4 protein-coding genes are annotated in these 5,228 nt (G+C 72.7%); all 4 read left to right on the forward strand.

From position 1 onward, the window contains the following. Positions 1 to 1,606 (forward strand): NAD(P)H-dependent oxidoreductase subunit E (locus Q0283_RS02165; protein WP_298042477.1); only part of this gene is annotated, 1,606 nt, incomplete at its 5' end. Further along, positions 1,603 to 4,281, forward strand: coding sequence for a formate dehydrogenase subunit alpha (fdhF, locus tag Q0283_RS02170; protein ID WP_298042480.1), 2,679 nt, complete (start codon positions 1,603 to 1,605; stop codon positions 4,279 to 4,281). The genes Q0283_RS02165 and fdhF, both read left to right, overlap by 4 nt. A gap of 149 nt (positions 4,282 to 4,430) precedes the next feature. Further along, positions 4,431 to 4,874, forward strand: a complete 444-nt coding sequence (locus tag Q0283_RS02175; protein ID WP_183525387.1) for a DUF6325 family protein — start codon at positions 4,431 to 4,433, stop codon at positions 4,872 to 4,874. A gap of 34 nt (positions 4,875 to 4,908) precedes the next feature. Continuing rightward, positions 4,909 to 5,220: an SHOCT domain-containing protein gene (locus Q0283_RS02180; RefSeq protein ID WP_255459421.1), complete on the forward strand. Its 312-nt coding sequence runs from the start codon at positions 4,909 to 4,911 to the stop codon at positions 5,218 to 5,220. Positions 5,221 to 5,228 lie beyond the last annotated feature (8 nt).

Below are 5,228 nucleotides of genomic sequence, written 5' to 3' on the forward strand. Positions count from 1 at the left end.
GAGGTTCGACCGGCCGCTGGACACCGTCCCGGACCTGCTCCGGGGCGGCGCCGATCCCGTACGCACCGCCGCAGGGCTCCGCGTGCCCGCAGCGGCAGTGCGGGGACCGGCAACGTTCTTCGCGGACTACTCCGCGCCCCGGGCTCCACGGCACGTCCGCCTCTGCGGCGCTGCCGCCTGTCGCGCCGCCAGCGGCGGGACGCACGTGGCCGAAGTGGAGGCGGGACTGGGCGTCGCGGTGGGCTCGCGCAGCGCGGACGGCTCGGTGTCGATCCAGGAGGTTCGGTGCCTCGGCTACTGCTACGGCGGTCCGGCGGCCCTCGACGGCGATGAGCCCTGCGCCGGGGCCGACGTATCGGCCCAGCTGCAGGGACTGTCTCCTCGTCGCGATCCTGTGGCGGAGGTCCACAGCCGCAGCCGGACGCCGGTGGTGACGGCGGGACTGCTCGGCGCGGGCGAGCCCTGGGCGGTCTGGCCCACCGTGGTCTCCACGGGGTCTCCGGACGCCGTGCTGGCTGAGGTCGCGGCCGCCGGGCTGACCGGGCGCGGTGGAGCCGGCTTCAGCACGGCACGCAAGTGGCGGGCGGCCCGCGCCCGGCCGGGCCCGCGCGTCGTCGTGGCCAACGGGGACGAGGGCGATCCCGGTTCGTACGTCGACCGCCTGCTGATGGAGGGGGACCCGCACCGGCTGCTCGAGGGACTCGCCCTGGCCTGCTTCGCGACCGGTGCGGCCACCGGGATCGTGTTCGTCCGATCCGAGTACCCGCGCGCCGTCGAGCGCCTGCGCACGGCGCTCGCACAGGCCCAGGCCGACGGTCACCTCGGCCCCGACGTCCACGGCAGCGGTGTGGACCTGCACGTCCGCGTGGCCGTCGGTGCAGGGTCCTATGTGTCCGGGGAGGAGACCGCCCTGCTGAACGGCCTCGAGGGACTGCGGGGGGTGGTGCGCCCACGGCCGCCGTACCCGGTGGACCGGGGACTCTCCGGCCGGCCCACGGTGGTCAACAACGTCGAGACGCTCGCGGCGGTTCCCTGGATCATCCAGCACGGCGGCGCCGCCTACGCCGCCATGGGCGCGCCGGGACAGCCCGGCACGCTGGTCGTGTGCCTCTCCGAACGGTTCGCGCGTCCGGGTGCCTACGAGGTCGAACCGGGCATCTCCCTGCGGCGGGTGGTCGAGGACCTCGGCGGTGGACTGCGCCAGGGGGCGGTCCTGCGGGCGCTGCAGGTCGGTGGCCCGTTGGGGGGCTTCCTGTCCCCGGCGGAACTCGACACCCCGCTGACGGACGCCTCTCTGGCCGAACGTGGTGCAGCCCTCGGCCATGCCGGAGTCGTGGCCTTCGACGAGCGGCTCACCGGTGAGGAGGTGCTCGCCCACCTCTGGGCGTTTGCCGAGACGGAGAGCTGCGGCCAGTGCTCACCCTGCCGGGTGGGCAGCCGGCTGGGCCGCCTGCTCGCCGCAGAACACGTCGCGACCGACGACCCGTCACCACGGGTCCGGGTGCTGGAGACCATGTCCGAGGCCAGCCTCTGCGCCTTCGGCCGCCGTGTCCCAGCCGCCGTGCGCGGTCTCGTCCGGGTCTACGGCCTCCGGGGGTGGACGTGATCTGGTTGTCCGTGGACGGGACCGGCGTGGACGTTCCTGCCGGCGCGACCCTGCTCGACGCGATCCGGGCCCTGGGCCGGACCGTTCCGACGCTCTGCCACGATGACCGGCTCACCCCGGTGGCCTCGTGCCGCACCTGCCTGGTCGCGGTGACCGGTCGGGGGCTGGTTCCGGCCTGCAGCTCTCCTGCCCAGGCCGGCATGGAGGTCTCCACCGAGCAGGCCGCCCCGGCCCGCCGGAACGCACTGCAGATCATCGTCGCCGGCCTGCCGCCCCGCGCCCTGGACGTGCCGGCGGACCGCAGCGAACTGGTCCGCCAGTGCGAGGCGCTCGACGTGGCGCCGCTCGACGTGCCCGAGCCCCCGGCCCACCGCGGCACCGATCGCTCCCACCCCTACGTCAAGCTCGACCGGGACCTGTGCATCGCCTGCGGAAAGTGCGTCCGGGCCTGCGCCGAGGTGCAGGGCACGTTCGCCCTCACGCTGACCGGGCGCGGACCGGACACCGTCGTCGCCCCTGGCCGGGGGGACAGCTGGGCCACGTCCGACTGCGTCTCCTGCGGGGCCTGCGTGGATGCCTGTCCGACCGGTGCGCTCTCCGAGCCCGGCCTGCTGGACCCGCGGCCCCTGGAGCGCCGCACCCGGACCACCTGTGGTTTCTGCGGGGTGGGGTGCACCCTCGACGTCCTCACCCGGGGGAACGAGATCGCCACGGTACAACCGGTCACGGACGGGGCACTGAATCGCGGCCACGCCTGTGTCAAGGGACGCTTCGCCCACGGTTTCCTGACCTCGCCCGAGCGGTTGCAGACCCCCCTGGTCCGCCGGGACGGCGCACTGGTCCCCGCCACCTGGGACGAGGCCATCGGCCACGTGGCACGGCAACTGTCCCGGGTGCGGGGCTTCGACCCCGACGCCTTCGCGGTGATCGCCTCGGCCCGGGCCACCAACGAGGAGAATTACCTGGTCCAGAAGTTCGCCCGGACGGTGATGGGCACCAACAACGTCGACAACTGCGCGCGGGTCTGCCACGCGCCCTCGGCCTCGGGCCTGGTGGCCTCGTTCGGCCTGGGTGGCGGCACCAACCCGTTCGAGGACGTGGACCACAGCGACACCATCATGCTGGTCGGGGCCAACCCCACCCACGCGCACCCGGTGGTCGGGGCACGGCTGCTCCAGCGGGTGATCGACGGCGCCCGCCTCATCGCCATCGATCCGCGCCGGACGCCCCTCGCCCGGCACGCGGACATCCACCTGCGGCCCACTCCCGGGACCAACGTCGCGCTGTTCCACGGCATCGCCCACGTGCTGATCCGTGACGGTCTGGTGGACCAGGCATTCCTGCGCTCCCATACCGCCGGGTACGACGAGTTCCGCGCCCTGCTGGCGCAGTATCCGCCGGAACGGACCGCTGCGATCACCGGGGTTCCCGTCGGGCAGCTGGAGGGGGCGGCCCACCTGTACGGTGAGTCCCGGACCCCGATGATCTTCTACGGGCTCGGTGTCACCGAACACCTCCATGGCACCGACGGTGTCCGCGCACTGGCCAATCTGGCCCTGCTCTGCGGGGCGGTCGGTCCCGGAGGCGGAGGCGGCATCAACCCCCTCCGGGGACAGAACAACGTCCAGGGTGCCAGTGACATGGGTGCACTGCCGGACATGCTGCCCGGATACCAGAAAGTCGCGGATCCCCGTGCCCGGATGCGCTTCGACGAGGCCTGGCAGGCGGGCGTCCCGGACCGGCCCGGGCTGCGGATGCCGCAGATGTTCGAGGCCGCCCGTTCGGGAGCGCTGCAGGCCCTGTGGGTGATCGGCGAGGACGTGCTTTCCACCGCGCCGGACAGCGGCGCCGTCCGGGCCGCGCTCGACGCCTGTCCTCTGGTGATCTGCAGCGACCTGTTCCTGAGCGCGACCGCCGAGGCCTCCGACGTCGTCCTGCCGGTGGCGGCGTGGCTCGAGAAGGACGGCACCTTCGTCAACTTCGACCGTCGCTTCCAGCGGGTACGGCCCGCGGTCGACGCCCCCGCCGGGGTGCGCACCGACTTCGACGTGCTCCACGCCGTCGCCGCGGCCATGGGCGCCCGGCTGGGGTGTCCGACGCCGGCGGCGGCCCTGGAGGAGTGCGCATCAGTGGCACCGCTGTTCACGGGGGTCGGCCACGCCCGGCTCGATCGTGGAGGTCCCGTGCACTGGCCGTGCACCGCGGCCGAGGCACCGGGGACCCCACGGCTCTACCAGGACGGGTTCGCCACACCGGACGGCCGGGCCCGGTTCGGGACCCGGCCGTACCTGCCCCCGGGTGAATCGTGCGACGACGACTACCCGTTCCTGCTCATCACCGGACGCCGCGGGGAGCACTACAACACGGGCAGCATGACCCGCCGCACCGGCAACCTCGACCTGCTCGGGCAGGAGACGATCGACCTGTGCCCCGATGACGCCGCCGCTCTCGGTGTCCTCGAGGGCGCACGGGTGGAGGTCTCCAGCCGTCACGGGACGGTGACGCTGCCGGTCAGGATCACCGACGAGGTCCCGTCCGGTGAGGTCTTCACCGGCTTCCACTTCCCGGACGCCGGCGTCAACAGGCTCACCTCACCCGTGCAGGACAGTGTCACCGGGTGCCCCGAGTACAAGGTGACCGCCGTCCGGATCCGCACGGGGGACGGCCGGCCGTGAGGCCCGGGGATGCTCGCCCTTCTCGCACGTTCACCCCGAGAGGATGAGGCGGACCGCGCGGCGAATGGTGGACAGTGGTCATGGCACCGAGGGCACCCGGTGCGCAGCGACCCGGCGGGGTTGCCGGAGGATGCGGACAAGGAGCGACGATGACGGAACAGACTCGTGAGATGGGGCCGGTCGACTACCTGGTGATCGAGTTCCCCGGCAACCGGATGACCGGTGAGGCATTCCCGCTGATGCTCGACCTGGTGGATCGAGGCCTGATCCGGATCATCGACTTCGTGTTCGTCCACAAGGACGAACAGGGACAGGCGAGCATCGTCACGCTCAGCGACGTCGACGGCGACGGGCAGCTGGACCTCGGCGTCTTCGAGGGCGCGTCCTCCGGCCTGCTGGGCCCGGAGGACATCGAGGAGACCGGCAGCGTCCTGGAACCGAACTGCTCGGCTGCGGTCCTCGTGTACGAGAACGTCTGGGCGGCCCCGCTGGCGAGCGCGCTGCGGCGGTCCGGAGGCCAGATGGTGGCCAGCGGCCGGATTCCCCTGATGAGTATTCTCGAGGCGCTCGACGCCCTCGATACCGCGGCCTGACCGGCCACTACCCGACGAGCACTAGGCAGGGATCATGGGACTTCTCAGGGGCATGGCCCGCACGGCCGTCGTCGCCGGCACGGCCACTGCCGTGTCGAATCGCGTCTCCAGGCGTCAGGCGGGACGGTGGGCGGCCCAGGAACAGGCGCAGCAGGAGTACGCGGCCCCGCCGCCCTACGCGGCACCACCTCAGCAGGAATACGCCGCACCGGTCAACGCGGCTCCCGCCGGCTCGGGCATGGACGAGCGGCTTGCCCAGCTCAAGGACCTCGGCGCGTTGCGCGATCAGGGAGTGCTCACCGACGCCGAGTTCCAGGCGCAGAAGGCGCGCATCCTGGGCACCTGACCCGAGGT

The organism is uncultured Citricoccus sp., from assembly GCF_937871995.1.
Classification (GTDB): Bacteria; Actinomycetota; Actinomycetes; order Actinomycetales; family Micrococcaceae; genus Citricoccus.